We start from the raw sequence: 25580 nt of genomic DNA, 5'->3' as shown, positions 1-25580 counted from the left end.
CGGTGGAGCGCCGGCCCGTAGAAGCCGGCCATGATCCTCGTCATCGACAATTATGACAGCTTCACCTGGAATCTCGTCCATTATCTGATGGAACTGGGCGCGCAGGTCGAGGTGGTGCGCAACGATGCCATGTCCGCCGGACAGGCGCTGTCCTCCGGCGCGGAAGCCTTTCTGCTCTCGCCCGGCCCCTGCACGCCCAATGAAGCCGGGATCAGTCTCGATCTCGTTGCCGCCTGCGCCGATGCAGGCAAACCCCTGCTCGGCGTATGCCTGGGCCATCAGACGATCGGCCAGCATTTCGGCGGCAAGGTGGTCCGCGGCGGCCTGATGCACGGCAAGACATCGCCGGTGACGCATGACGGCACCGGGCTGTTCGAGGGTCTGCCCTCGCCCTTCACCGCCACGCGCTATCACTCGCTGATCGTCGAGGACATTCCCGATTGCCTGCTGGTCAATGCCACCAGCGAGGATGGATCGGTGATGGCATTCCGTCACGCGAGCCTGCCCATCCACAGCGTACAGTTCCATCCCGAAAGTATCGCGACCGAACACGGCCACGCGATGCTGGCCAATTTCATGCGCCTCGCCGGAATGCCGGTGACCGCGCGCGCAACGGCCTGACCCGAAACCGTTCGTCCCGTTTGAGGGAACGCCCATTTATCTCCCACGTTGGTCGGCCATCATGCGAATGCGCCGCAACAGTGGAGAACATAGGTGAAAATCGACCCTGCGGCCGCGCTCGCCTTGGCCCTTTTACTAGCGGCCTGCAGCGGTCGCGATGACGCGGCCAATCAGCATCCCGATGAGCCTGCCGTCCAGCTGATCGCCCATCCCGGCTCTCAAGCCGCCAAGGGCAAGGCAGCACTGAATCTGACCGAACGCGAACTACTCGATGCCGAACTGGTCGATACAGACGGCACGGAGCTGGGCGACGTGATCGCCCTGAAGCGCGGTCCCGGCGGTGCTGTCGAAGGGCTGGTGATCGCGGTCGAAGGCAGCGTGCCCGAGCAGCATGTCTATCTCCCCCTCGATGGTCTCGCGCCCCTGCGCGAGGGCGATGACTGGACGATCGTCACGAGCCTTACCCCTACGCAGATCGCCGCCCTGCCCAAGGCCAATCCTGACCCGCCGACCGGCCAGCCCGCAGCTGCCACCGCCGGTTCGGCGCCGTCTCACCGAGCAGCCAACGCCCGGTGAGGGCAAGCGCCGGCCACGTCTGGCACCCACGACAATCCACCTAATATTAACGCCGGGCTGATAGGACGCCCCTGTCCGATCCCGGTGCGGCTGCCATGGTTGCCGCTTGTTCACGCTCCAGCGGCGAGTTAATAGGTGGCCACAAAGTACGACGAGCCGATCCATGTTGCTCGACAAGATGAGAAGGATGTTTAGGCAGCCGATGGCCGGGCATATACTGGCCGCAATCTTCCCGCCGCACATGTAATGATTTGTAGGCATCTTGCCTCGCCCACTGCTTTCTAGGATGACAGGCTCGATCGGGGGATCGCCGGGCCTTCAACCGAGAACCGATTTTTACCACTTCACGCTTGTTCTGGAGACTATGGATGTCACTGCTGAGGAACGTCTCGCTCGTTGCGCTCGCTTCCCTTTCCCTCACGATCGCCGGCTGCGAGAAAAAAGCCGAAGGTCAGGTCGTGGCCGTGGTCAATGGTGAGGAAATCACCCTGACCGAACTGAACGCCGAGATCGCCGATCTCAACGTGCCTGCCAGCGCCGACAAGGACATGGTGCGCAGCCGCGTGCTGCAGCGCATGGTCGACCGCCGGCTGCTGGTTCAGGCCGCCAAGGAAGCCGGGCTGGACCGCGACCCGGAATATCTGACGCAGGAGCGCCGGATGCGCGAGCAGCTGCTCGTCAATCTGTACGGCCGCAAGACGATGGACACGGTGAAGGTGCCGGATAACGCCGCCATCGACAAATATATCAGCGAGCGCCCCAACGCCTTCGCGCAGCGCAAGCGCTTCGCCCTCGAGCAGCTGCAGATGGACCCGCCCTCCAAGCCGGACAGCCTCAAGGAGCTGGAAACCGCCAAGACGATCGACGAAGTCGCATCCCGCCTGACCGCCATGGGCATCGCCTTCGAGCGTGGCCGTGGCTCGCTCGACACCGCCGTGATCGATCCGCAGATGCTCGCCCGCATCGAGGCGCTGCCCCCGGGCGAGCCGTTCATCGTGCCGGCCAATGGCAAGCTGGTCGTAAGCGTGATCACCGGCAGCGAAGCGACCCCGGTTCCGCAGGAGCAGGCCCGCCAGATCGCCGCGCAGGCCATGCGCAACGAGGAGCTGAACAAGATCGGCGAATCGCGCCTGAAGGAAGCCAAGGCCAAGGCCAAGATCGAGTATCAGCCGGGCTATGCACCCAAGGACGATGCCAAGGCCGCCGGCGCCCTGCCGGCAGCGGGCAACGCCGCGGCGCCGGCGGCCAAGTAACGGCCCCGCGTTTTTCGCATGATATGAGGGGAGGAGGCACCGGCCTCCTCTCCGCCCCCTCGAAGCGTCGACGCGCCAGTCGCCGGACGCGGGAATGAAGGCATGATGATCCTCGACTCTCTGGCTTGGCTCATCATTGCCATACCCGTGCTCCTGCTGGCCGTGCTGGCCGTGGAGCTGGCCCTCGGCCTGATCGCCGTTAGCCCGGCAAGACCGCGCACCGCCGCCCCCCATAGCGCCGCCATCTTGATGCCCGCCCATAATGAGGCTTCCGGCATTGCCCGCACCATCGCTCTCCTGCAGCCGGCGCTGGATGCGCACATCCGCCTCCTCGTTATTGCCGACAATTGCACGGACGACACCGCCGCCGCCGCGCGCGCGGCTGGGGCACAGGTTATCGAGCGCAATGACCCCAGCCAACGCGGCAAGGGCCATGCGCTGGCCTTCGGGCGGGACTGGATCAAGGCCGCGACCGACGCCCCGCCGCCGGCTTGTATTGTGGTGCTGGACGCGGACTGCGAAATCGACGGTGCGTCTCTGCGCGCGCTGATCGACACGACCTGCGCCAGCCAGCGCCCGGTGCAGAGCTGCTACCTGCTCCGCTCAGCCGCCGATGACGGGGCGATGACGCAGATTTCCAACTTTGCGATGCTCATCAAGAACCGCGTCCGCCAGCGCGGCGCCTCGATTATGGGATCGCCCGCCATTCTCGGCGGCACCGGCATGGCCTTCCCATGGGCATTGATCGAGTCGGCGCCGCTGGCGACGAGCCACCTGGTCGAAGACCTTGTGCTCGGCCTCCATTTCGCGCGCGCAGGCGCAGCGCCCCGCTATCTGGAGGCCGCGACGACCTGGAGCGACCCAGCGAGCCAGAGCGACACGCTTACGCAGCGGGCGCGCTGGGAGCATGGCTATATCCAGACCGCCCTGCAGCAAGGCGCACCGGTCGTGCTTGAGGGTATCGCCAAGGCCAAGCCGAGCCTCGCCTGGTTTGGCCTGAGCCTGCTCGTGCCGCCGCTGGCCCTGTTGATGAGCCTGAGCCTGATCGCGCTTGTGGTGAGCGCCGGGCTCGCGCTGCTGGGCGCCACCGCTGCCGCGCCTGCTACGCTGGCGGGGTTGCTCGCACTGGTCGCGCTGCTGTTGGCCTTCGCCTGGATGCGCGATGGGCGGGACACGGTCTCGGCCGCAACGCTGGCGCGCATCCCGCTCTACATTCTATGGAAAATCCCCGTCTATCTACGACTGGTCAAGAAGCGCGAGACCGAATGGGTGCGCACGCGCCGCAAGGGCGAGTAATGAAGCGAGGCGCCAAACCGGTCCCCTGAACCGCTCAACAGCCTCGCATTGATGATCTTTCAACTTGCATTGGCCGCCGCAAAGCGCGCTATGATGGCGCAACGCCAGCAGGTGAAGGAGAGGGCATGACGGGGACGAGCGAAGCGACGAGCGCGCGCGGCTGGGGCGGGTTCGTGCTGATCCTCATCGCGCTGATGGTCGAAGGCTTCGACCTGCAGGCCGCCAATTTCGCCGCGCCCTCCATCCTGGAGGACTTTGGCGTCAGCCGCGCCGAGATCGGCCCGCTGCTCTCCGCCAGCCTGTTCGGCGTCCTGATCGGCGCCGTGTTCATCGGTCCGCAGGGCGACAGGCTGGGTCGCCGGACGATCCTGATCAGTTGCTGCATCGGCTATGGCATCATGTCGCTGGTCGGCGCGCTGGCGACCAACCTGACGCAACTCATCGTGCTGCGCTTCCTCATCGGCATTGGCCTCGGCGCCGTGCTGCCCAATGCGCTGGCGCTGGCCGGCGAACTGGCGCCGCGCAAATATCTCGCGCGGGCGACGGCGCTGGTCGGCATCGGCATCACCTTTGGCGGGGTTCTCGCCGGGATCGCCGCCGCCAAGCTGCTTGCGCCTTATGGCTGGCAGAGCTTGTTCATCCTCGGCGGTCTCCTGCCCATCGCGATTGCAGCGCTGCTGTGGATCGGCCTGCCGGAAAGCCCGGTCCTCAACCGCGCACAGACCCATGCGCCGGGCGAGCGCGGCCTTTCGGCCATCCTTTCCCCCGCCCAGCGCGCCCGCACGATCGCGATCTGGATCATCTTCGCGCTAGTGCTGATGGTCGTCTATCTGGTGAGCGGCTGGGTGCCCCTGCTGGTCAAGGATCAGGGCTATTCGACGACCACCGCCTCATGGATCGCCACCGGCACCCATGCCGGCGGCGTGGTCGGCGGTGTGGTCGCCAGCCTGTTGCTGGTGCGCCGCAACTGGTCGGTCGTGGCGCTGTTCGCAGGGCTTGGCGCGCTTACCTTGGCGATCATCACCGTGCATGATTGGGGCATTGTCGGCCTCACCGTGTTGCTCGTGCTGGTCGGCCTGTTCAGCACCGGCACGCAGAATGGCCTCAATGGCTCGTGCGGCGCCACCTACCCCGCGACCATGCGCGCCTCCGGCCTTGGCTGGGCGCTCGGCATGGGGCGCGTTGGCTCGATCGCCGGGCCGCTGGTCGGCTCGCTTGCGGTGCTGCTCGGCCTTTCGGCGCCACGCACCTTCTTCATCCTGCCGGTCATCCCGCTGGTGATCGCTGCCGCGCTGGCGCTCTGGCTCGCCCGCCGGACCGGGCCTGCCGCCCCCGAGACCAGCGCTCAGGACAGCCCGGCTCCCCTTTCCGCCCCCATCATGGAGACTGCCCGATGACGAAGATGCGCAAGATCGCCACCGAAGAAGCCTGGTCGATCCCCGAGGTCGCTCATGCCCTGCGGGATGTGACGCGCGGGCCATCGCAAAGCCTCGACAAGCTGCTCGTCGGTGGCATCTACGATCCGCCAGAAAATGCGACCGGCTATGCCGCGATGAACTTCCTCGATGGCCTGCTCGATATCGAGGAAAAGCGCCTGCCGGAGATGGACGCGCTGGGCGTGGACATGCACCTGCTCTCGCTCACCGCGCCGGGCGTGCAGATGTTCGATGCCGACACGGCGACCGATCTGGCCGCGCTCGCCAATGACCGGCTGGCCGAGATCTGCCGCAAGCGTCCCGATCGCTTCGCCGGCCTCGCCAGCTTCGCCCCCCACAGCCCCAAGCGCGCGGCAAAGGAAATGGAGCGGGCGATCAATGATCTGAAGCTGAACGGCTTCATCCTCAACAGCCACACCCATGGCGAATATCTGGACGATCCCAAATATTGGCCCTGCCTCGAAGCCGCCGAAGCGCTCGATGCCTGCATCTACATCCACCCGCGCGCCGCCTCCGACACGCTGAAGGGGCCTTTGCAGGATTACGGCATGGACAGCGCCATGTGGGGCTATGGCGTCGAGGTCGGCACGCATGTCGTGCGGATGATGGCCAGCGGCGTGTTCGATGCCTTCCCCAAGCTCAAGATCTGCATCGGCCATATGGGCGAGGCGATTCCCTTCTGGATCTGGCGCATCAATTTCATGAACAGCCGCGCCCAGAAGATCAGCCGCGCGCCGAAGACGAAACTGAGCATCGCGGAATATTTCCAGCGTAACTTTGTGGTGACGACGAGCGGCGTCGAAGACCCGCTGGCGCTGCGCTACACCATCGACAAGCTCGGCATCGATAATGTGCTCTGGGCAATTGATTACCCCTATCAACCGCAGCAGCCGGCAGTGGATTTCATGGATGCGGCGCCGGTGACCGACGCAGAGCGCCACGCGCTGTACCACGGCAATGCCGAGCGCATCTTCCACATCGCGCCGCTCAGCGACTGACGGCGACTGACTAAACCTAGCAAAAGGGGCCGGGCGTCATCGACGTCCGGCCCCTTTTTGTGGTGACAGTCCGGTCAGAAATCGACGGACAGAGACGCCTTGTAAGTGCGCGGCGCGCCCTGCAGGAGTTGGGGGCTGAACGCATCGAAGGCGGAAGCCCAGTACCGTTCATTAGCGACATTATCGACGTTGAAGCGGAAGGTGACCGGCTGCGAGCCCAGTACCGCGACATAGCGCGCGCCAAGATCGACGCGCGTCCACTCGGGCAGGCGCAGGGTGTTGGCATTGTCTGCCATCTGTTTGCCGGTGTGGACGACGCGCCCGGTCAGCGTGAGGCCGGGGACGAACGCGGTGTCCCACTCGAGTCCGGCGTTCACGAGATAGTCCGGAATGCCCGGCACACTGTTGCCTTCATTGACGCCATTCAGCGTCTCGCGGAACTTGGCTTCATTCACCGAGGCACCGGCGATGAGGTACAGGCCCTTCGTCAGTTCGCCATCCAGTGAGACCTCGATGCCCCGATTGCGCTGCTTGCCATAGGCGCCGTAGCGCAGCAGGCCCGACCCTTCCGGATCGGGAATCGCATAAGCGCTGGGCTTATCGGTCTGGTAGAAGGCGAGTGAAGCCGCGATGCCGCCGATGTTGAGCTTGCCGCCAAACTCATATTGGGTGGACTTGAACGGCGCCAGCACCTCACCACGATTGATGACGGCCGCCTCGTTCGGCGCGGTGGCGCCGCGCTGCAGGCCCTCGATGCGATTGGCGAAGAGCGATAGGCCCTCCACCGGTTTGATGACGAGACCAGCGACCGGGGTCAGCTCGCTTTCGTCATAGGTGGAGGTGAGAGCGCCGCCGAACGCAGAATAGCTCCTGCTCTTGATCGCCTGAATGCGAACGCCGCCGGTGAGCAAAACGCGGTCATCCAAGAAGCCAAGCGTGTTGGATGCGAACACGCTCGCCAGACGACTGCGCTCGATCGGATAGGGATCATTGATATCGCCGCCGGCAAACGTCACCGCCGAGGACCGGGGAAGCACGACCGGATTGTAGATGTTGGTCATGCCGCTCGACGTATAAAACTCGTAAGCATTGCGATTGGTGAGCCAGTTCACCGAGCCGCCGATATTGGCCTGACTGCTCATAACATCATTGCCGAACTTGGCGCGCAGGCCGGCCTGAACACTCTCATTGTTATCGGTGCGGGGGATGTACGAACTCGAGTAATCCGCAGCGCCGGTGACGGCGTCCGCCAAGACGATGCTGCCGTAGATGCCATGCTCGCTGCTGTCGCGCGCGCCGGCCGAGGCATAAAACAGCACGTCGTCGGCGAGGTCATATTCCAACTTGGCGATGCCGAAAATGTCGCGCGCCGTGGTGTAGGTCCATGGCTGGGCATAGTTGGTGTCGGGCGCGGGTACGGCCGGAATGGCGCCAGCGAAACGCAGCTTGGGCCGCAGGCTGCGCACATGCATCCGCTGATAGGCCACATCCAACGACATGCGCAGCGGCCCGGAATTATAGTCGAACGCGCCGCCGACCAGATAGGTGCTGCGGAACTCGTCGTCGATAGCGACATCGCCGCGACGGGCCACGGCATTCAGCCGCACGCCGAACGCACCGTCGCCAAAGCGCTGGCCGACATCAAGGCTGCCGCCGAAATGCTCGCTGGAGGTATAATTCAGCGTCGCGCGCTTCAGGCCGTCCGCCGTTGCCCGCTTGGGGACGAGGTTGACGCTGCCGCCAAGGCCGCCGCCACCGGGCGCAGCGCCATTGAGGAAGGCGCTCGCGCCGTTCAGCACCTGTACCGACTCGTAAAGCTCCGGCGCGACGAGCTGGCGGGGGACGATGCCATAGAGGCCGTCAAAGCCGACATCGTCGCTGGCCAGCGTGAAGCCGCGAATGACAAACACTTCCTGCGCGTTGCCAAAGCCGTAGGTCGTGCGGACGGAGGGATCGTTCTCCAGCACCTGTCCCAGCGTCTGCGGCTGCTGGTTGAGGATGAGCGCCGCGTTATAGCTCTTCACGCTGAACGGCACATTCTCGGCGGACTGGTTGCCGAGCACGCCGACGCTTCCCTCGCGGCTCACCTGCGTGCGATTCTCGCGCTGCGCCGTGACGATGATCTCGCTGGCCTCCTGCGCCGCAGCAGGCATGGCCACCGCGGCGACCGAGGCGATCAGCGCAGCTTTCAACATTTGGCTGGAACGATCGAAATTCATGCGTCTTTTCCCTTTGAAACGCGCTTGCATGCGCGGCTTGTTCTCATGATCGGTGATATCGGAAAGCCCAGAGGGTGGCGGCGAGCGGCGCGGCCAGCGCGATCCAGGACAAAGCGTCGGCCCAGCCATCGCCGGTCAGCGCGCTGACCAGACCGACGATGCTGAGCAGGGCGAGGGCGAGCGGCATCGCGAAGATGCGGCCGAGCGGCGTGCGGCGGCTCATTCGGCTGGCGCCACAAGGCCGCCACTCTCGACCTCCCGCACACGGGCGGCCAGCGACGCGCGGCGCTTGCCGAGCCAGAGATAGAGACCGGAGCCCAGCACGACGATCGTGAAGAGCGTCAACGCCGCCCAGAGCAGCTTGAGCGGCAGCCCGCCATAATCGCCAAAGTGCAGCGGCTGCGAATAGAGCAAGGCCAGCGTGTACCAGGGCATCGGCCGCACGTCCGTCAGAACGCCGGTCTCGGCATCGATGAGCGCCGGGGTGAGCGCGCGCTGGGTGAGCGGCGTGTTGCCCTGGAAGAACACCGCATAATGGTGCTTGCTGCTGTACGAGCCGCCGGGAAAGGCGATGAATTGGGGATTGTTGCCGGGCAACGCCTGTCGGGCGGCGGCCATGGCCTTGTCCAGCGAACCATAGCGCGCGGGCGGCAAGGCCGGGCGACCGGCATAAGCGCCGGTCATCTCGGCCAGTTCGCTCATCTGCCACACCTTGATGATGGGCGTCGCGAGCGCGTTGATGACCCCGGTCAGGCCCACGACACTCATCCAGGCCAGCGCCACGATGCCGAGCAGATTGTGGTAATCCAGCCATTTGAGCCGGCGGCTGCGGCTGACCCGGATCGTCCCGAACTCCAGCTTGCGCATGAAGGGCGCATAGAGAACCACGCCGGAGACGATGGCGGCGAAGAACAGCACGCCCATCGCGCCGAGGAACAGCATGCCCGGCAGGCCCAGGAACATGTCGGTATGGAGCTGCAGGAGGAAGTGCATCACGCCTTCCTCGACCACTTGCCCCGCCGGCTCCCCGGTCACGCGGTTGAAGAGCTGGATGGTCATGGCACGGCCCGGCGAATCCGGTGCCGGGGCAGTGGTGACCGTGAGGATCGGCGTCTCATTGTCGAAGGCCATGAACACCGGCACCTCGCCCGGCCGCGCGGCCAACGCCTTGCCGAGCATGACGTCCAGCGGCTGCAGGTCCGGCCCGTCGCCGGACGAGCCCGCCCCCTGCATCGCCGGTGCCTCCCCGGTCATGACCTCGATTTCGTCATGGAAAATCAGCGGCAAGCCGGTCAGGCAGAGCATCAGCAGGAACGCCGTGCAAATCAGGCTCGTCCATTTATGGACGAGATACCAGATGCGGAGACTGCGCGTTCTCAACGAGACACAAACCTTGATATTGCGAGCGATTTGCATGGCCGCTTAATAGGAAGCCCTCGCAATTGCAACATGAGCCGGCGGCAATTCGGCGCATAAGCCCTGCGTCTATTGGCGCGGACGGGTTGTCCCGCGAACAGCACAGCCAACCAGCCCTTGCCCCCACGCCGTCCATGGCTATGACGGCGCGGTGACCTCTTCAATCGTGATCGGGACGGATGCGCATGGCGCGCCGGTGCCCATGGACATGGAAGAACTGCTGGCCACCCGGCTGCTCGTTCAGGGCAATAGCGGGTCCGGAAAGTCGCATCTTCTGCGCCGGATGCTGGAAGAAAGCGCCGGGCTGCTGCAGCAGGTGGTGATCGACCCGGAAGGGGATTTCGTCACGCTGGCCGAGCCGTTCGGCCACATCGTCATCAACGGCGCGGCGCATAATCCCGGCGAGATCGAGACGCTGGCGGCCAAGGTCCGGGCGCGCCGCGCCTCCGTGGTGCTGGCGCTGGACGAGCTGGAGCTTGAAGCGCAGATGCGCTGCGCCGCCCAGTTCATCGCTGCCTTGTTCGATGCGCCCCGCGAGCATTGGTATCCGGCTTTGGTGGTGGTCGACGAGGCCCAGATGTTCGCCCCGGCCGCCGCCGGCGAAGTGGCTGACGACATTCGCCGCATGTCGCTCGCGGCGATGACCAACCTGATGTGCCGGGGCCGCAAGCGCGGCCTTGCTGGCGTGATCGCCACGCAGCGCCTCGCCAAGCTGGCGAAGAATGTGGCGGCGGAAGCCTCCAACTTCCTGATGGGCCGCACCTTCCTCGATATCGACATGGCGCGCGCGGCCGATCTGCTCGGCATGGAGCGACGGCAGGCCGAGCAGATCCGCGATCTGGAGCGCGGCCGCTTCCTCGCGCTCGGCCCGGCGATCAGCCGCCGCCCCGTTTCCGTGAGGATCGGCGCGGTGAAGACGAGCGCGCGCACCTCGTCCCATTCCCTCATTCCCTTGCCCGGTGAGCCGACCAGCGATCTTGAGGATCTGCTGGCGCCGCAGCCGGGCGAGGAACAGCCCGAACTCTTCGCCGCGCTGATCGCGCCGCCCCCGGCCGTCGACAACAGCGCCCGGCTGGAGCGCGAAGACCCGCCCGAAGCCGCCAACATTGCATCATTCGATGAAAAGGCCGGCATCGAGACAGCCAGTCCTGCCGCCAGCGAGACGCCGGACCGCCCTGCCCGCGAGCCGGTGATCCGCGCGGTTTTGGCCGACATGGCTGCGGAAGAAGACTGCACCTATCGCTCGACCGCCGCGCTGTTCCAGGATTTCGCGGTGCGCTGCCGGATGCAGCGGATCGGCAATCCCAGCATCGATCTGCTCAGCTTCCGCCGGCGCTTCGCGGTCGCCGTGGCGGGTGGCGAGGAGGATGAAGACCCGCGCTGGCAGGCCGCGCTCGCGCTCTCCAGCCGCGTCCAGGACGATGTGCTCGCGCCGTTCCTGCTCATCGCCCGCGCCGCGATCAAGGGGCAGCCCTGCCCCGACGACGAGGCGCTGGCCCGCGCTTATGGGACGCGCTCGGTGGGGCGAATCCGGCGATTGCTGGATTATCTGGAAAAGGGCGACCTCATCGTCGTGCGGACCGACTTCGGTGGGCGGCGTTCGGTTGGCATTCCCGAACTCGGACTGGCCACCGCCCCGGCTGAAGGCTGACCGCCGCCAGGATGCGCTAAGCGGTGGCTGGCGGAGACTTCTGCATCGCCTCATAGGCCCGGCGCAGCAGTTGCTGCAGCGTTTTCACCTCTTCCTCAGACAAGGCATCATGAATCGGCTGCTCGACATCCTGGGCGCGGGCGATCATCTGCGCGGCAAGGCGCTGGCCTTCCGGCGTGAGCGATAGCGTGTTGCGCCGCCGGTCCCGCGTCGAGCGCATCCGGCGGGCAAGACCGCGGGCTTCCAGATCGTCGATGATCGCCACCATCGCCGAGTCGTCCATCGCGACTTCCCGCGCGATTTCGGATTGGGAGCAATCGGGATTTGCCTCGATCAGCGCCATGGTCGAGAGGGCGCCGTGGCGCAGACCGAATGACGAATAGACGTCCACGATCCGCACCGACAGCTCATTCCGTAACAGCCGAACGACTGTGCCTACTGCCTGATCGAGCGCACCCCAGTTCAGGCCGGTCTCCTCCGGCCGCTTCCCGTCTTTCATAACACTCCCCTTCGACCCGGTGCCTTATTTGGCTTGCCGGTGTGTAACTTATAGCAATGATTGTGGTGCCCGACTATTTGGATCGGCGATTACCGGGGGCTACTCAAAAAAGGCGATGCTGCGGCATTCGATGCTCTCGCGCGGCACCGCGTTGGGCAGACTGTCATCCCAGAATGCCGTATGCGGCACCCGCCAGGCACCGCTGCGGTCGCTATCGTGGAATTTGAACAGCAGGGCTTCATCCCTCACCATGTTGGAGAAATACCACCAGCGGTGAGCGGGATTGTGCCGGAAGATGTGCGCAGCCGGTTGGCGATCATCGTCCATCGGCGCGAACATGGCGTCGCCTTCGGGGATCTTGTCGACGATCCACAATATATTGGTGGTCCCTTCCTCATCCCCGACACTGCGCGCATCGCACAGGGCCAGCGGACAATCCTGTGGCGGCGGCGAATAGCTGCGCCAGAAGCTGGAGACGATGAACCGGCGGAACCCCGGCCCGTCCGGACGGGCCTTGCGATAGGCGACCTCGGCGGCGCGCTGCTGCCGGGCGGGGTCGGTATCGACATGCACCTCGCCAGCAGGCGGCTGTACGCCCTCGGCATGGCGATAGGGCGCATCCAGCTTCTTCTGCCGGCTGGCAAGATCGCCGGACGTGCGGATCATCCAGCCACCGACGACGACGAGATCGGCGCCGGTTGCCTGTTGGACATAGCGGGAGACCTCGCCCGGGTAGACGCGATTGACCTCGTCCCGGTCGGTGAAATCGGCGACGTCACTCGGCGCATCGAGCAGCACGAAGCCCTGCCGGTCGAGCGTGAAATGTGGGCGGATGACGCGTGCGTCGCGGATCGTGACGGGGAATGGCCCGTAGCGGCCGGTGTTCACCTCCACCCCGGCGGAGACGAACCGCCGATTGATCGCGGGGCCGGGCAGCAGATATTGAAGCTGCGCCTCGACGCTGCGCACCGTGGCTTCGGGATCCATGACCTCATTACTCATTATCTGCTCTCCTAAGCGACGCCCGACTCTTTTGCCGCACCATGGCAGGCTATCGCGCTCCCCCGCAAGCGCCTGCATAGGCAACTATTCTTCTGCGCCTCTTGGCGAACGCGCGCGCGCCTGTCATGGCTGGCGCGGGATGAGTTTGACTAACAATCCATCGGAGGGGGAAGCCAGCATAGCGTCGGACGACGCCGCGGCCTTGCGTCGCTCGCGACTGGCCGCCATCGTTCTGGCCGCGACGTCCTTCATGGTCGCCATTGATTTGATGGTGCTGCTCACTGCCCTGCCGCGCATGGCGCAGGACTTCGCAGTGCCGCTGACCCTGCTGAGCGCGACGATCACCATCTACATTCTCGTCACCGTGCTGGTGCTGCCGATCAGCGACTGGGTGGGCAAGCGCTTCGGCACGCGCCGTGTGTGTACGCTCGCGATTCTGGGATTCGTGCTGGCCTCGCTGGGGGCTGGCCTGTCGCCCAATCTTCCGGTCTTTCTGGCGATGCGGATGTGTCAGGCGGCCTTTGGCACCCTGATCGTGCCGGTCGGCAGCATCGCCCTGCTCAGCATCACGCCCAAGCGCTATCTTGTGACGGCGATGACGATCAGTTCCACCCCGGCCCTGATCGCGCCGGTGATCGGCCCGCCCATCGGCGGCCTCATCACCACCTTTCTGGACTGGCGCTGGGTGTTCTTCCTGAACGTGCCCACAGGCCTCCTCGCCTTTGTCCTCACCCTGCGCTTCATCCCCAATATCCATGCTGTGGAGCGAAGGCCCTTTGACGGGCGCGGCTTTGCGCTGGTCGGCGGGTTCCTGGCCTGTATCATTGCCGGGTTCGAGCGGCTGGGCGCCAAGGGCGGGGGCTGGCAGCAAGGGCTGCCGCTGATCGCGCTCGGGATTTTCCTGGGCTGGCTGTGCTGGCGACACATCCGCCGCGTGCCCCACCCAGTCGTTCCGCTCGATGCGCTGCGCCACCGCAGTTTCTTCGTTTCCACGATCGGCGCGGGAATGCCGGCGCGCACGGCCTTCATGGCGACAGCGTTCATCATCCCCCTGATGATGCAGGTCGGCCTCGGCCTCACCGCTTTTCAAGCCGGGCTGCTGCTGCTCGCTCAGAATGCCGGCGACCTGGCGCTCAAGGCGATCGCCACGCCCTCGGTGAGGTGGCTCGGTATCCGGATGGCGCTGACCAGCGGCGTGGTGACCATGGCGCTCTCCTTTGCCGCCTGCGCGCTCCTGACCCCAACCATGCCTTTCTGGCTGCTGGTGGCGATCATGGTCTTCGTCGGCATGGCCCGCTCGGTGCACATGACCGCGATCATGGCGCTGCGCTTTGCCGACGTGCCGCAAAGCGAAGTCGGCGGCGCAACGGTGCTTGGCAATATCGCCAACCAGATTTCGCAGGCGCTGGCGATCTCCGCCGCGGCCGCCCTGCTCAACCTGCTCTCGCTCGGTGTCGCGGAACCGACCCTCGCCGATTTCCAGATCGCCATGCTCGTCTTCGCCGGCCTCGCGCTGGCCGCTGCGCCTTTCTATGCGCGCCTTGCGAAGGATACCGGCGCCGCCGTGACCGGCCGCGAGACACGCGGCCTGCGCGCGATTCGCAGCGAGGAGGTTTAGATGAGTGCTACGGCCTGCGCGCGCCCCCGCTGCTTTTCCGTCTGCGTCAAAGCGTGGCTCTATCTCAGTCAAAGCCTCGCTTCGGGCAAAAGGATAGTGAGCTTCCTAGCCAACGGACGGACGGGGCGCTCTATGAGAGCCTTGCGCCGCATCGTCTGGCTGCCGGTCATTGCGTCCCAATGGCGAAAGCCGCCCGACCTTTCCGCCTGTTAGAGGCGGGCAGGCGGCTCACGCGGGGACGAAGAAACGACCGGCAAAGCGAAGAGGAGGGGAGATTCACCAATGAACAAAGTTCGTCATAACCGCGCACGCACCGTGTCGCGCATGGCGCTGAGCGCCGGGACCATGTTGTCCGGCGCGCTGATGCTCGCAATGCCCGCAACCGCCCAGACCGCCGCGCCGCAGGGCGCCGCCGAGGGCAATGTCGATGACATCATCGTCACCGCGCAGATGCGTGCGCAGAATGTGCAGGACATTCCACTCGCAATCACGGCGATCAGCGGCGACCAGCTCGAAGCGCGCAGCCAGACGCGCCTGACCGACATTACCGCGCAGGCACCGAACGTCATCCTGCAGCAGAACCCCTCGGGCTCGGGCAACTCGATGCGCGCCTATATCCGTGGCGTCGGCCAGGGCGATGCCAGCCCCTCGGTGGAGCCGGGCGTCGGCATCTATGTCGACGATATCTATTTCGGCACCGTCACGGCCTCGGCCTTCGACTTGACCGACCTCGAGCGCGTCGAAGTGCTGCGCGGCCCCCAGGGCACGCTGGCCGGCATGAACTCGCTGGGCGGCGCGGTGAAGCTCTACTCGCGCAAGCCCGAAGGCCGAGGCGGATATGTCGAACTGACCGCCGGCTCGCTCAACCGCCGCGACATCAAGGCGAGCGCCGACTTCACCGTGGTGCCCGATGCCGTGTTCGCCCGCATCACCGGCGTGTCACGCAACCGCGATGGCCATGTCACGCGCTACGATTATGCCTGCCTCAACCCCAATGATCCTTATGTGCAGCCGGGCACCAGCGTGGTGCAGCCGGGCGGCGCGGCGATCCCCAGCCTGGCGTCGGGCGGCAATTGCAAGCTCGGCACGCTGGGCGGCCAGAGCATGTACGCCGTGCGCGGATCCTTGCGCATTGCGCCGGTCGGCAGCCCGCTGGAAATCAACCTGTCGGGCGACTACACCCACGACACCTCCACGACGCAGGCCTCCGTGCTCATCGCCAGCGCCGAGCTGACCGGGCGGCAGAATAACAGCATTCCCTACCAGGGCGCGCCGTTCGACAACCGCTTCGTGACCTACGGCCAGTATCGTCGCGCCGGCGCAGTGCTGAACGATCCCTATGCGACCTACGCCAACTTCTACGATCCGGGTGTGACCTATCGCGCGGCGACGACGGCGTCTGCGGGTGGCCCCGGCACGGCCGGCGCACCCAATGGCCCGACCTATGCCGAGCCCCTGAGCGGCGTGAAAGGCTGGGGCGTGTCCGCCGAGATCAACTACACGCTGGGCGACAATCTCGCGCTCAAGTCGATCACCGGCTACCGCAAATATGATTCGCGTAGCTCGGACGACAATGACAACTCGCCGATCGCTTTCATCGGCGGCGTATACAGCGACTTCTCGCACAAGCAGTTCAGCCAGGAACTGCGCCTCTCGGGCAAGGTGCTGGACGATGCGATCTCCTTCACCATCGGCGGTTTCTATTATGATGCGGACACGCGCTATAACGCCCGCATCCACACGCCGTTCTCGGGCTTCGGCGAATATGCCGTTTCCCCCTGCGGTGGCGCGCTCCCGGCGTGCGTGATCGCCAAGCCGACCTTCTCGTTCATCAATGACGATACCGCCAGCCTGCGCACCTATGCCGGCTTCGGTAACGTTGCTTGGAACATCACGCCCGCGCTGACCCTGGAAGCCGGCATCCGCGTGAGCCATGAGAAGAAGGACTATCTCTACAACCGCCTCAACCCCAATGGGGTCGGCGACTACCTGCCGCTCAGCAACGCCACCAATCCGCTCACTGGCCAGGTGGGTACCTACAAGGAAACGCTGACCGACTATCGTGCGGCGCTCTCCTACAAGATCACGCCCGACATCATGGCCTATGCCCAGTTCGCGACCGGCTTCAAGGGTGGCGGCGTGGCACCCCGTCCGTACAGCTTCCAGCAGATCCGCCCGTTCGGCGCGGAAAAGCTGAAGTCGTATGAAATCGGTATCAAGGCGGACCTGTTCGACCGGCTGCTGCGGATCAACGCCAGCGGCTTCCGCATGGATTATACCGACTATCAGGGTATTCCGCAGGTCTGCCTCGACTCCAACAACAATCCGCTCCCGGTCAACCAGGGCGGCGTACCCGGCCTGTGCGGCCAGTATCTGAATATCGGCGATGCCCGCGTGAACGGCTTCGAGCTGGAAACCACGCTGCGTCCGGTCGAGGGTTTCACCATCGACGGTTCGCTCAGCCTTACCGACTTCAAGTTCACCTCCATCAACTATCCCACGACCTCCATCGTCGTCGGCGCGAGCCGGCCCGGCGTGGGCAAGTGGAAGTGGAGCCTGGGCGCGCAGTATCAGGCCGACCTGGGTAATGTTGGCACGCTGACGCCGCGCATCGACGTCTCTTATACGGACGGCTATTGCGGCGACTTCCTCTGCACGCCGATCGCCATCGTGGACAGCTACACCCTGGCCAATGCCCGCTTGACCTATGAGACGGTGGACAAGGACTGGTCGGTCGCGCTGGAAGTGACCAACCTGTTCGACAAGCTGGTCTATCTCAACAAGTTCACGAACGCCTGGTACGCGACGGCTCAGCCCGGCCTGCCGCGCCAGTGGGCCGTGACCGTGCGCCGCAAGTTCTGATCAGGCGGTGCGCAACACAGATTGATTCGATAAAAAGAGGAGGAGAGGGGCAACCCTCTCCTCTTTGTCGCTGGGGCGACGGCAGAATGATAAGTTGGGAGAGTGGCATGACATATTGGCGGACCGGTTCGAGCGCATTCCTTCTGTCCCTGCTGGCGATGACCGTCCCGGCGGCCCTCCAGGCCCAGCCGAGTTCCGCGCCGCCGCCGGGAGTTGGCGCCGATCTCGCCGCACAGGCCGCCGTCCAGATGATGGAAGAAAGCCGGGCGCCAGACAGCACAGGCACCGGGCCATACAAGGCCATCAAGCGGCAATATGAGAATTTCCCCGGCTTCGTGGTCTATCAGCCCGCCGATCTGAGTGCACTCGGCGCTCGCAAGATGCCGGTCTATGTGTTCGGCAACGGCGCCTGCACCGAAGACGGTGCCTCATCCCGCCAGCATTTGCTGGAGGTCGCCTCCCATGGCTATCTCGTCATCGCGCCGGGCGGCATTTACAGCGGCCCGGGCGTGACCGTCACGCCGCAGAGCTGGGAGCAGCATCGCGACAAGACGCGCTACCAGCAGCTGGGGCAGGCCATCGACTGGGCCGCAGCCGAAAATGGTCGCGCGGGCAGCCCGTTCAAGGGCAAGATCGACACTGCGCATGTCGCGGCCTCCGGCTATTCCTGTGGCGGCATTCAGGCGCTCAAATATGCCGGCGACAAGCGCGTCAGCACCTTCGTCATCATGAACAGCGGCATCATGAACGGGCCGGTCCCGGGCGGCTCGGGCGAGATGTCTGCGCAGAAGAGCCTGCTCCAGAAGATCGACAAGCCGACCCTCTATGTGCTCGGCGGCAAGACGGACATCGCCTACCCCAATGGCATGGACGATTATGCGCGGCTGACCCACGTCCCCTCCGCCGTGATCAACACCGACGTGACGCATGCTGGCACCTATGCCGAGCCGAATGGCGGACGCGCGGCGCAAGCAGTGGTGGCGTGGCTCGACTGGCAATTGCGCGGCGACAAGGCGGGACGAGCGTGGTTCGTCGGGGATGATTGCAAGCTGTGCAGCGATCCTGCGTGGACGATCGAGAGCCGCAAGCTGGACACGCTGCCATGAGCCGGTTGTTGCGGGCAGCGCTGGCGCTGGCGCTGATCGCGCCCGGGGCGGCGTCGGCGCAGCAGGGTGATGCTCCTGACAGAGCGCTCGCCCAGCGCGTGCAGGTGCTGGAAGACCGCGAGGCGATCCGCCGCGTGATCATCGCTTATGGCGAATATCTCGATGCGCGCGATTATGCCGGCTATGCCGGGCTTTTCGCCAGCGACGGGACTTGGTCCGGCGGGCTGGGCAGCGCCACCGGGCCGGCGGCGATCCAGAAGCTGCTTGAGGAGAAGCTGGGCAAGCCGGAAGCGGGCTTCGTCAACAAGCGCAGCTTCCACCTCGTCACCACCGAGGTGATCGACGTGATCGGCGACACCGCTATCGCCCGCTCCCGCTACATGTTCTACACCGCCGACGGCGAGGGCCGCCCCGCGACCACGCTGGCAGGGCGCTATGTCGACCATTTCGTGCGCGAGAACGGCGCATGGAAGATCAAGACGCGGACCAGCCACGGCGTGATCCCATGGCGCGATGGCGACAATCCAGAGCGCCCGCCGCTGCCGCCGCAATTGCAGGGCGCGGTGAAGAACTGAGGGGCAGGACGACGTCGCCGGCTCGCCCTCACCCTTCGTCATTCCCGCGAACGCAGGAATCCAGTTCGGCCTCGCGTTGACGAGCAGCGTTGCAGCTGGATTCCCGCGTTCGCGGGAATGACGGGAGTGGGGTGCCGGAGCGTCGTTTCCATACCTTCCTCTGCGCCAATCACCGGTGCAATACGACGCCCCCGGGACGCCTCATTCCTCGCGATGAATGCGCAGCTCATCGCCGCGAATGGTCGCGACATGGAGCACATTGGTAGAACCCGGCGTGCCGAAGGGGACACCGGCGAGCACGATGATCTTGTCGCCCGCCCCCGCAAAGCCGTGGCGCATGGCCATGCGCTTGGCCTTGCCGATCATTTCCTCAAAGCTGCCGATATCCTTAGTACGCACGGCGTGGACACCCCACATGAGGCCCATGCGCCGTGCGGTATCCATGCGCGGGGTGAGCGCGAGGATCGGTGCGCCCGGCCGCTCGCGCGCGATACGCCGCACAGTGCTGCCCGAGGTGGTGAAGCACACGATGACCTTGGCCGAGACCGTGTTGGTGATGTGCTGGCTGGCGCCGGCCAGTGCGTCCGACGTTGTCGGGTCCGGCATGGTCTTGGTGAAGTGCAGCCGGTCCAGATAGCCCGGATCATGCTCGACGCTGTGGGCGATGCTGTCCATCATCGCCACGGCTTCCTCCGGCCAGTCGCCCGCCGCCGTCTCCGCCGAGAGCATCACTGCATCCGCGCCGTCATAGACCGCCGTGGCGACGTCCGACACCTCGGCGCGGGTCGGCGTGGGCGCCTTGATCATCGATTCCAGCATCTGCGTGGCGACGACGACCGGCTTGCCCAAGCGCCGGGCGCTTTCCACGATCTGCTTCTGCAGCGGCGGCACGGCATAAGGCGGCAGTTCGACGCCGAGATCGCCACGGGCGACCATCACCGCGTCGGACATCTCGACGATTTCCTCTAGCCGCCCGAGCGCGGCGGGCTTTTCGATCTTGGCGAGCAGATAGCCATAACCGCCCATCAGCTTGCGCGCCTCGGCAAGGTCATCGGGCCGCTGGACGAAGCTAAGCGCGATCCAGTCCACGCCGGCCTCGATGGCGAAGGAAAGATCGCGCCGGTCCTTCTCGGTCATCGCGGCCATCGGCAGCACGACGTCCGGCACGTTGACGCCCTTGCGCTCGGACAGCGAGCCGCCGACCTCGACCAGCGTATCGATGACATCGTCACGCACCGCCCGCACGCGCAGGACAAGCTTGCCGTCATCGATGAGCAGGCGCATCCCTTCCTGTGCGGCGGCGAAAATCTCCGGATGCGGCAAAGTGACGCGGCTGCTGTCGCCGGGCGCGGGGTCGCGATCCAGCCGAAAGGCGGCGCCCTTTTCCAGAAAGACCGCGCCCTGCGCGAAGGTGCCGATCCGCAGCTTCGGTCCCTGCAGGTCGGCGAGAATGGTGGTCGGGCGGCCGAATTCCTTTTCGAGTCCCCGGATGATCGCGACATTGGCGGCGTGAACGTCGTGCGTGCCGTGGCTCATGTTCAGCCGGAAGGCATCGGCGCCAGCCAGGAACAGCTTGCGGATCATCACCTCGCTGCTGCTCGAAGGGCCGAGAGTCGCCAGAATGCGGACCTTGCGGGTGCGGGGAGTGAGCTTCTTCATTTGGCCTCTTGCTTCGGTGCGTTCTCTGCCCACATGGCGAATGCCGTGGCGGCCACCGGCGTGGCCCGAGGTTGGAACCGGACATGAAGGTGCAAGCAATGACGATAGACACGCTCGATGACAAGACAGCGGCAGAAGCTTTTCGCCGGCTCGTCCACCATCTGCGTCACCGCACCGATGCGCAGAATGTCGATCTGATGGGTCTGGCGGGCTTCTGCCGCAACTGTCTGGCCGACTGGGTGGCCGAGGCCGACGGCACGCTGGACAAGGCCGTTGCACGCGAACTTATCTACGGCATGCCGCAGGATGAGTGGAAGACGCGCTACCAGACCGAGGCGACGCCGGAGCAGCTCGCGCGGATGAAAGATAGCGTCGCGAAGAACAATCACTGAGCGACGGCAAGCCTAAAAAGCCGTTTCTCATACACCGCGCGATCCCGTAAAGCGCGGACATGCTCGCGCGCCTGACCCGCACTGATACCAGCATTGTTACCGGCACCGGGCAGGCCCGTGGCCTGATCGCCGCGTGGCTGGCGCTTGTGCTGCTCGCGCGGCTGCTGGTGCCGGCCGGTTTCATGCCCGCCGTGCAAAACGGGCCCGCCGTCGTGCTCTGCACCGGCGCCGGCATGATCACCGGCTGGATCGATGCGGACGGCACCGTCCGCAAGCAGCAGGACAAGCAGAACACCGCCCCGGATGCGCCCTGCGCCTTTGCCGGGATCGGCGCCTCGCTGGACAGCATCCCCCCCGCGATCGCGCGGGTCGCCGTGACGATAGTGACGGTACCCATCCTCAGCCCGAGCACGGCCGTGAGCATCGGACGCGGTCTGGCCGCGCCGCCGCCCCCGCAGACCGGCCCGCCGCATCAGCCCTGACGCTCCCCTCGCTGTCGCCTCGCACGACATCCCCATTTCGGCACGCGCCCGCGCGCTGCCCGTCAAGGCTGATCCTTTCATGACCCGATTGCTCTACTGCTGCGCATCCATGCGCCGCCTTCCCCTCGCCCGCGCGCCAATCTCCGCCGGAGACCACCGATGAGCGCGCGCTCCAAGACCGGCGGCGGCTTCTATCAGGCTGTCTGGCGCTGGCATTTCTATGCCGGGCTGATCGTCCTCCCGGTGCTGCTGTGGATGGCGATCACCGGCGCGCTCTATCTCTACAAACCGGAGATCGAACGGCTGGTCTATGCGGACTGGTCGCATGTGACGCCAAAGGATGCGCCCCAGCCGCTGAGCGAGATGATCGCCACCGTCGAGCGGGAATCCGGCCAGCAGGTGAGCCAGATCCAGCGGCCTGCCGAGCCGACAGAGAGCTGGCGCATGACCCTGCAGGGCGCGGACGGCGCGCGCCGGCTCGCCTTTGTCGATCCCTATCGCGGCAAGCTGCTCGGCACCGCGCAGGCCGGCGGCATCATGCAGACCGTGCGCGATCTGCACAGCCTCATCATCACCGGACCGGTGGGCAATGCGCTGGTGGAGATCGTCGCGGGCTGGGCGATCCTGCTGGTGCTGACCGGGCTTTACCTGTGGTGGCCCCGGCGCGGCAGCCCGGTCGTCGGCCTGCGCGGGCAGGCGCGCGGGCGGCTGTTCTGGCGCGATCTGCACGCTTCGACCGGATTGCTCGCCGGCGGGGTGATCCTGTTTCTGGCAATCACCGGCCTGCCCTGGTCCGGCTTTGCCGGCAAGCAGTTGCAGGGCTGGGTCGCCCGCGCGGAGCTGGGCCGCCCCAAGGCGCCCGGCCCCAACCGATGGGAAGCGCCGGCGCCGCGCGCGCATCACGATCATGGCCATGACGAGGGCGCGAAACAAAGCCTGCCCTGGTCGATGCAGGAGGCAGCGCCACCCGCCGCTTCCGGCAGCGACGACATCGGCGTCGACCGGGCGGCGGAGATTGCCGGCCAGCGGGGCCTCGCCGCCCCGTGGACGCTCACCCTGCCGATGACGGACGGCGCGCCCTATCTCATCTCGCAGACCGTGCGCCGGGCGCAGGATTCGCGCGCCATCTACATCGATCCGGCAAGCGGCGCGGTGATGCAGGATGCCCGCTTTGCGCATTTTGGCATCGGCGCGCGGGCGATCGAATGGGGCATCGCGACCCATCAGGGCCAGCAATATGGCGAAATCAACCGCACGCTGATGCTGCTCGGCTGCCTCGCGCTGATGCTGCTGTGCCTCACCGCGCCCGTGCTCTGGTGGAAGCGCCGCAAGGGTGGACGGCTGGAGGCGCCGGCCCGGCCCGCCGACCCACGCAAGGCGCGCGGCGTCGCGGCGATCATGCTCGCCATCGGCCTGTGCCTGCCGTTGACCGGTCTCACGCTGGCGGCCGCGTTGGCCCTCGACATGCTGGTTGCCCGCTGGCGCAACGGAGCCGCCATTGCACGCTGACGGTGCGATGAATCGTTGGGCAGGCGGAACGAGGGCGGTTGTGCGGCGTTATCCAGCACGAGCCGGCGCGAGGCGCGTCGGTCCTTTGTGTGAATATTACGGGGATGAGTCCGATGAAGAAGATCCTGCTCGCCACGGCGCTGATGGCGCTCTCGATGCCCATGGCGCCGGCCATGGCCGATCCGCCGCACCGGCATCATAACGCGCGCGCGCACGATCGCGACAATGGCCGCGCCCTTTCCCATAACGACCGCGTGTGGCGCGGCAACGATGGCCGGTATCGCTGCAAGCGCAATGACGGCACGACCGGTCTGCTGATCGGTGCCGGCGTCGGCGCACTGGCTGGGCGCGCGGTGGACACCAAGGGCGATCGGACCGTTGGCACCTTGCTGGGCGCTGTGGGTGGCGGTCTGCTCGGCCGCTCGATCGACCGTGGCGAAGTGCGCTGCCGCTGATCTGCTGTAAATTTTGAAAACGTGGTTGAAAATAGGGGATGCCTGCTTTCCCCCGAGAGCAGGCATCTTTGCCATTTACAGCAGGCGCTGCGCTCGCTAGAGGCGCGCGCCATGTCCATGATGATCGTTCAGCCGATTATTACCAAACCGACCCGCATCAGCGGGGCGGTTCGGATGCGCGCGGCCTAAAGAGCCACGATCAGCCGGACAGGAAGCCCCGCGAAGTGCGCGGGGCCGACTTTCCAGACGAAAGCCTGACCGCCGCGTCCTTCAATCAACAGGAAGGAACGTATAGATGGTTGCCCGCTTTTCCCCCGATGCCCGCCTGAATGTCGGCGTGGTCGGCGCCACCGGCCTGGTTGGCTCGATGATGCGCCAGTTGCTCGCCGAGCGCGATTTCCCGGTCGGCACGCTGCGCCTCTTTGCCTCGGCGCGCTCCGCTGGATCGCAGGTCGAGTTCAAGGGCCAGCAGGTGACGGTGGAAGACGCCGCGACCGCCGACTTCGCCGGCCTCGATATCGTGTTCTTCTCCGCCGGTGGCTCTACCAGCAAGGCGCTGGCACCCAAGGTCGCCGCAGCGGGCGCTATCGTGGTCGACAACAGCTCGGCCTGGCGCTCCGACCCGGCGGTGCCGCTCGTCGTCTCCGAAGTGAACCCGCATGCGCTGGCAAACCTGCCCAAGGGTATCGTCGCCAACCCCAATTGCACCACCATGGCAGCGATGCCCGTGCTCAAGCCGCTGCATGAAGCCGCCGGCCTCAAGCGCCTGATCGTCGCCACCTATCAGGCCGTCTCCGGTGGCGGCATGGAAGGCATCGACGTGCTGGCGCGCCAGATCGCCGCCGTGGGCGACAAGGGCGCCGCGCTCGCCTTCAACGGCAAGGCCGACTTCGTACCCCAGCCCGAGAAGTGGGCGGTGCCGATCACCAACAACATCGTGCCGCTCAACTATGTGCTGGGTGAGGACGGCTATACCGAGGAAGAGCTGAAGCTGCGCGACGAGAGCCGCAAGATCCTCGAGATCCCCGGCCTGCCCGTCTCCGGCACCTGCGTGCGCGTGCCCGTGTTCACCGGCCACGGCCTCTCCATCAATGCCGAGTTCGAGCGGCCGATCGATGCGGAAACGGCGCTGGCGCTGCTCGGCAAGGCGCCGGGCGTGGTGGTAAGCGATGTGCCAAACGCGCTCGACGCGACGGGCGCCGACCCGGTGTTCGTCGGTCGCGTGCGCCCGGACCGCACGGTTGAGCATGGCCTCGCCATGTTCGTCGTCGGCGACAACCTTCGCAAGGGCGCCGCGCTCAATGCCGTGCAGATCGGCGAAGTGCTCGCCGGGCGCTAAAATCCATATCGTGCCTCCCCGGCCGCTGGTCGGGGAGGACATAGAGCGCTGCTCTCAGAGGCGCTTGCTCAGGAAGAAGCGCTGCTGCCCGACGGGATGATCGTCCAGCGTGCCGAACACGCTAAAGCCCAGCTTCTCGTAAAAGCCGCGCGCCTGAAAGGCATAGGTGTCGAGCCAGATGCCGACACAGCCATGGGCACGTGCCACCCGCTCTGCCTCGGCCATCAGCGCCTTGCCATGGCCGCCGCCGCGATGCTCCGGCGCGATGGCGAGAAGCTCCACGAACATCCAGTCATAGGAGCATTTGCCCCAGATGCCGCCCACCCGCTCGCCCTGCTCGTCGGTCAGCAGAATGGCGATAGGGCGGATATTCGGATTCCCCGCTTGCGCGATGTTATAGGCCAGCAAGGGTACAAACACGGCATTGCGGTCGGCCTCGGAGGGCTGTTCAGGCACGGTGATATGAAGCGGCATAGGCTGATTAGTAGGCCGAATGCTGGGCATGGCAAGGCTGACGACCGGCTCGGCGGCGCGGCCGAAATCGCATGCCGACGCGAGCATACTTGCTTTTTCCACAAACGCCCTCTATGTGCATCGCAGCATTCGGCGCCAGGAT

23 protein-coding genes are annotated in these 25580 nt (G+C 65.6%); 16 read left to right on the top strand and 7 right to left on the bottom strand.

The features are described from left to right. Positions 1-30: 30 nt before the first annotated feature. From M2339_RS00720 to M2339_RS00695, 6 genes are all read left to right on the top strand, one after another. Positions 31-621, top strand: a complete 591-nt coding sequence (locus M2339_RS00720; RefSeq protein WP_264585728.1) for an anthranilate synthase component II — start codon at positions 31-33, stop codon at positions 619-621. A 93-nt stretch (positions 622-714) separates the two neighbouring features. Continuing rightward, the gene (locus M2339_RS00715) at positions 715-1197 is read left to right on the top strand and encodes a PRC-barrel domain-containing protein (RefSeq protein ID WP_264587828.1); all 483 of its coding nucleotides are present in this window, start codon (positions 715-717) and stop codon (positions 1195-1197) included. A 368-nt stretch (positions 1198-1565) separates the two neighbouring features. Beyond that, entirely contained in the window at positions 1566-2450 is an 885-nt protein-coding gene (locus M2339_RS00710) for an EpsD family peptidyl-prolyl cis-trans isomerase (RefSeq protein WP_264587829.1), read from the top strand. A 102-nt stretch (positions 2451-2552) separates the two neighbouring features. Then, positions 2553-3746: a glycosyltransferase family 2 protein gene (locus M2339_RS00705; protein WP_264587830.1), complete on the top strand. Its 1194-nt coding sequence runs from the start codon at positions 2553-2555 to the stop codon at positions 3744-3746. Positions 3747-3871: 125 nt separating this feature from the next. Further along, positions 3872-5143, top strand: coding sequence for an MFS transporter (locus M2339_RS00700; protein ID WP_264585732.1), 1272 nt, complete (start codon positions 3872-3874; stop codon positions 5141-5143). Further along, entirely contained in the window at positions 5140-6180 is a 1041-nt protein-coding gene (locus M2339_RS00695) for an amidohydrolase family protein (protein WP_264587831.1), read from the top strand. Before M2339_RS00700 ends, M2339_RS00695 begins: the two co-directional genes overlap by 4 nt. A 74-nt stretch (positions 6181-6254) precedes the next feature. On the opposite strand, the gene M2339_RS00690 is transcribed toward M2339_RS00695, so the two are convergent. The 3 genes from M2339_RS00690 to M2339_RS00680 are packed head-to-tail and all read right to left on the bottom strand — an operon-like array spanning position 6255 to position 9779. Continuing rightward, positions 6255-8399, bottom strand: coding sequence for a TonB-dependent receptor (locus M2339_RS00690; protein WP_264587832.1), 2145 nt, complete (start codon positions 8397-8399; stop codon positions 6255-6257). 43 nt (positions 8400-8442) lie between these two features. After that, entirely contained in the window at positions 8443-8622 is a 180-nt protein-coding gene (locus tag M2339_RS00685; protein WP_264587833.1) for a hypothetical protein, read from the bottom strand. Beyond that, complete coding sequence (locus M2339_RS00680; RefSeq protein WP_264587834.1) at positions 8619-9779, bottom strand: PepSY-associated TM helix domain-containing protein; 1161 nt, start codon at positions 9777-9779, stop codon at positions 8619-8621. Before M2339_RS00680 ends, M2339_RS00685 begins: the two co-directional genes overlap by 4 nt. 187 nt (positions 9780-9966) lie before the next feature. On the opposite strand from M2339_RS00680, the gene M2339_RS00675 reads away from it, so the two are divergent. After that, positions 9967-11466: an ATP-binding protein gene (locus M2339_RS00675; RefSeq protein WP_264587835.1), complete on the top strand. Its 1500-nt coding sequence runs from the start codon at positions 9967-9969 to the stop codon at positions 11464-11466. Positions 11467-11482: 16 nt separating this feature from the next. Here the strand turns inward: M2339_RS00675 and M2339_RS00670 are convergent, their stop codons facing one another. Continuing rightward, the gene (locus M2339_RS00670) at positions 11483-11965 is read right to left on the bottom strand and encodes a MarR family winged helix-turn-helix transcriptional regulator (protein WP_181560599.1); all 483 of its coding nucleotides are present in this window, start codon (positions 11963-11965) and stop codon (positions 11483-11485) included. Positions 11966-12064: 99 nt separating this feature from the next. Continuing rightward, a complete protein-coding gene (locus M2339_RS00665) occupies positions 12065-12967 on the bottom strand; it encodes a CmcJ/NvfI family oxidoreductase (RefSeq protein ID WP_264587836.1) in 903 nt (300 codons plus the stop codon). 139 nt (positions 12968-13106) lie between these two features. Between M2339_RS00665 and M2339_RS00660 the strand changes: the two genes are divergently transcribed. The 4 genes from M2339_RS00660 (at position 13107) to M2339_RS00645 (ending at position 19128) form a co-directional block, all read left to right on the top strand. Beyond that, positions 13107-14585, top strand: coding sequence for an MFS transporter (locus M2339_RS00660; RefSeq protein WP_264587837.1), 1479 nt, complete (start codon positions 13107-13109; stop codon positions 14583-14585). 282 nt (positions 14586-14867) lie between these two features. Then, entirely contained in the window at positions 14868-17447 is a 2580-nt protein-coding gene (locus M2339_RS00655) for a TonB-dependent receptor (RefSeq protein ID WP_264585739.1), read from the top strand. Positions 17448-17554: 107 nt separating this feature from the next. Beyond that, complete coding sequence (locus M2339_RS00650; RefSeq protein WP_264587838.1) at positions 17555-18553, top strand: hypothetical protein; 999 nt, start codon at positions 17555-17557, stop codon at positions 18551-18553. Continuing rightward, the gene (locus M2339_RS00645; protein WP_264587839.1) at positions 18550-19128 is read left to right on the top strand and encodes a nuclear transport factor 2 family protein; all 579 of its coding nucleotides are present in this window, start codon (positions 18550-18552) and stop codon (positions 19126-19128) included. The genes M2339_RS00650 and M2339_RS00645 overlap by 4 nt, the downstream gene beginning before the upstream one ends. Positions 19129-19329: 201 nt before the next feature. On the opposite strand, the gene pyk is transcribed toward M2339_RS00645, so the two are convergent. Beyond that, positions 19330-20787, bottom strand: a complete 1458-nt coding sequence (pyk, locus tag M2339_RS00640; RefSeq protein WP_264587840.1) for a pyruvate kinase — start codon at positions 20785-20787, stop codon at positions 19330-19332. Between the two features lie 98 nt (positions 20788-20885). Between pyk and M2339_RS00635 the strand changes: the two genes are divergently transcribed. The 5 genes from M2339_RS00635 (at position 20886) to M2339_RS00615 (ending at position 24964) form a co-directional block, all read left to right on the top strand. Further along, positions 20886-21179 (top strand): DUF1244 domain-containing protein, encoded by a 294-nt coding sequence (locus M2339_RS00635; RefSeq protein WP_264587841.1) that lies wholly within the window; start codon positions 20886-20888, stop codon positions 21177-21179. A gap of 59 nt (positions 21180-21238) precedes the next feature. Next, complete coding sequence (locus M2339_RS00630; protein WP_264587842.1) at positions 21239-21661, top strand: hypothetical protein; 423 nt, start codon at positions 21239-21241, stop codon at positions 21659-21661. A gap of 159 nt (positions 21662-21820) precedes the next feature. Further along, on the top strand, positions 21821-23170 hold the full coding sequence (locus tag M2339_RS00625) for a PepSY-associated TM helix domain-containing protein (RefSeq protein ID WP_264587843.1): 1350 nt from the start codon (positions 21821-21823) through the stop codon (positions 23168-23170). 113 nt (positions 23171-23283) lie between these two features. Further along, a complete protein-coding gene (locus M2339_RS00620; RefSeq protein WP_264587844.1) occupies positions 23284-23625 on the top strand; it encodes a glycine zipper 2TM domain-containing protein in 342 nt (113 codons plus the stop codon). A 295-nt stretch (positions 23626-23920) separates the two neighbouring features. Continuing rightward, positions 23921-24964, top strand: a complete 1044-nt coding sequence (locus M2339_RS00615; RefSeq protein WP_264587845.1) for an aspartate-semialdehyde dehydrogenase — start codon at positions 23921-23923, stop codon at positions 24962-24964. Between the two features lie 54 nt (positions 24965-25018). On the opposite strand, the gene M2339_RS00610 is transcribed toward M2339_RS00615, so the two are convergent. Then, the gene (locus tag M2339_RS00610) at positions 25019-25525 is read right to left on the bottom strand and encodes a GNAT family N-acetyltransferase (protein WP_319801018.1); all 507 of its coding nucleotides are present in this window, start codon (positions 25523-25525) and stop codon (positions 25019-25021) included. Between the last annotated feature and the right edge of the window lie 55 nt (positions 25526-25580).

Source organism: Sphingobium sp. B2D3C (assembly GCF_025961835.1).
Lineage (GTDB): Bacteria > Pseudomonadota > Alphaproteobacteria > Sphingomonadales > Sphingomonadaceae > Sphingobium.
This window is presented reverse-complemented; position numbering and strand designations above follow the sequence as displayed.